At 57.5% G+C, this 2,788-nt stretch carries 1 protein-coding gene; it reads right to left on the bottom strand.

All coding sequences use genetic code 11. The features are described from left to right. Positions 1 to 2,788 (bottom strand): autotransporter outer membrane beta-barrel domain-containing protein (locus tag OXF42_04975; GenBank protein MCY4047445.1); only part of this gene is annotated, 2,788 nt, incomplete at both ends.

Genomic DNA, 2,788 nt, shown 5'->3' with positions numbered 1-2,788 from the left:
TCACCGCCCCGTCCACTATCTCACTGCGGGCAAACACCTTCATCAAACCGCTCTCATAAGGCAGCGGCACTCCGTAGCCAGCCTCCATGTTGTACCGCCGACCCGCGCCGGTCTCAACTTCAACCTCCGATACCCCATGCTCCCAAATTGTATCGCTCTTGCTCCTTGTCGCCCCCCACTGAGGATTGAAAGAAAGGAAAGGCCCCGTCCCGTCAAAACTTCTTGACCACATTATGTCGCCCGAAAGACCCCGCTCCCTCAAATTGTCGCTGTGGGAAATCAATGCCCGCCCCCCAAGGTCTATGCGCAAGCCCCAGCGCGGAACGCCGAACTTCACACTGCCCACGGCTTCAAGCCCGCTTCCCTTCACATCATCGCCAAAGTCGCCGCGATAAGCCAGTTCCAAATCACCGCCCAGACTGCTGCCCCACCATGCGGGACGCGAACCGGTCAATTCAAACCCGAACCGCGCAGACCCCGCGTCAACGTTTCCTCCCCCATCGCCGTCTTCAATGAAACGCGCATACACCACATCGCCTATTGCGTCTATGACCACTCTGCCCCCTCCCGCCGTCCGGCGGTCAAGCATTCTGCCGCTTGCCCCGCCGCCGAAGGTGATGATCATTGCATCGCTCTTGCGGCATGTGGAAGACCTGTCTTCGTTGCAAACCACGCCGTCCCGTGCGGCTTCAAGGCTTCCCATTCCGTAACCGCCCGTAGCCCAGATGGTGGTTCTCGGACTCGGCTGCCATCCGATATAGGGATGAACGCTCCATGCCGTTGTTTCGTGTGTTCCGGTTGTTGCGCTTCTTCTGAAATCTATCTCCGATGTGAACAAATTGCCCGACACTCCCGCGAGGAGATTCGGCAGAAACAGTGTGTCAACCCCCGCCATGCCTCCGGTAACCGTGCCGTCAAACTCCACGCGCCCGCCGACATCCTCCATATGCAGGAGGTAGCCGCGCCCCCAGACGCTTATGTTGCCGAGCATACGCCCCGGAACGGCTCCCCAGCCTCCGCCGTAGGAATCGTTAGCCGCAAGGGAGAAAGCGAAGTCTGAAAGTTGAAGTTCGGGCACTTCCCCGCTCTGCGCGCCGGAGATGATGAGTTCTTGCAAGTTTCTGCCTTTCACGGACACGCCGCTGTCGCCGCCGCCTGAGAACACATCCTTAATTCTGTCCTGAATCATTCCCGCCGTTTCAGCGGCAACCGCCATTGCTATGCGGGGGAGTATCATCTTGTTCGCCTCGTCAACCGCAGAGTTTTCAGCCGCCCCTACCGCCCAGAAGGAAGCGGTGTTTGTCATAGTGCAGACTGTTTCTTCATTTGTGTAACTGTCTTGTAGCATCCAAGTGCTTCCGGTTTCGCCGCCGTAGTAAATCACGGGGTCTTGTCCGTCAGTGAGCGGCGGCATGGGGAAGCAAAGTTCAAACATGGCTGTCGGGTCGGGTTCGGGCATTATGTCTATTTCAACAACATGTGTGAATACGGTTTCTTCGGCGGAGGGAACGGTGTATGCGTGCGGGCGTCCCCCAGTTGTTTCAGGGTCAAAGGCCATTGCCGTAACGCCGTGAGTTGATGGCAGGTCGTATATCTCAATTTGGACACTCTGTTCTCCGCCAACGCCCGTTGCCGTTGCCATCCGGTCATTATTGGAAACGGAGACCGTGTGCTGCGCTCCGGCAAGAGTGAACCGCGCTTCGTCAGGGTTGGCGGATGTTACGGTAAATCCACCGTTGCCTCCGATGTTGCGGTCATTTTGGGTCTCAACCGAGAATATGCCGCTTGCCGTCATATTTGCGGGAATGGTTATTGTCCGCGCCCCCGCCTGACCTCCGGCGAGGAATGAACCGCTGGTTTCGGCAACAGTTACCGTAATGTCCGTACCGCTTGACTGCGCCTCTGATATTTCAAAGAGGAAGAAAGCGGGCTGTCCCTCCACTATGGTGTCGGTTACGGGCGTGTGTGGGCACTCCGTCCCGCCGATGGGCGCAATACGGCAGAGAGTGATTACGGGCAGAGGGGGCGCTTCGTTATCAATGATGTTGAAGAACAAGCCGTTTGTTCCGGGGTGGGAAACCACCTTGTCGGGATTCAGCAGGTATCCCGACCCCGACGGCGGGCTGTATTGCGTAAAGCCAACCTGAATCTCGGCATTGGCGGGAGTGTCCGGCACAGCGTTGTCAAACGCCCGCATCGTTATTGTCTCGCGGGTTTGATTCGCCCGTATGGTTGCCGTATATGTTTGATTGCCGCCGGAGCCGGACCCGGCAGTGTCGGCGAGTCTTGATATGTCGCCACCGGCGGTAATAACAACCTCCGTATCTTCCGTCCGCTCCGTGCTGAGAAACACGAGGAAATGCGCCTCTCCGCCATTCTCCGGTATGCTGCCCGTTAATGCCGAGTCGGGGCAGGAAGTCGCCGAACTGCCCGCCACACGGCAGAAGTCAATAAACGGCGCATCGGTTACATCAACTGTTACTTCATCATTTGCAAGGATAAACGATGATGTGTCCGGATTGGCAATGCTCACCGTTACCGTACCGTCATCCTCGTCAATAAAATCCGCAGATTCCGTCCGAACGGTGAACACCGCGCTTTGAGTCATATTGGAGAGAATGGGTATCGTCCGCTCCCCCGCCTGACCGCTTGCAAGGAAGTCGCCGCTGACTGTTGCAACGACATCCGTGCCGCTACTCTGCGCCTCGGTTATCTCAGCAAGGAAAAACAGTTCCGACCCTTCGCTGACCGAACCGGAAACAGCGGAGCCGGGACACGCAGTTGCGTC

Source organism: Candidatus Dadabacteria bacterium (assembly GCA_026708565.1).
Taxonomy (GTDB): domain Bacteria; phylum Desulfobacterota_D; class UBA1144; order Nemesobacterales; family Mycalebacteriaceae; genus Mycalebacterium.
This window is presented reverse-complemented; position numbering and strand designations above follow the sequence as displayed.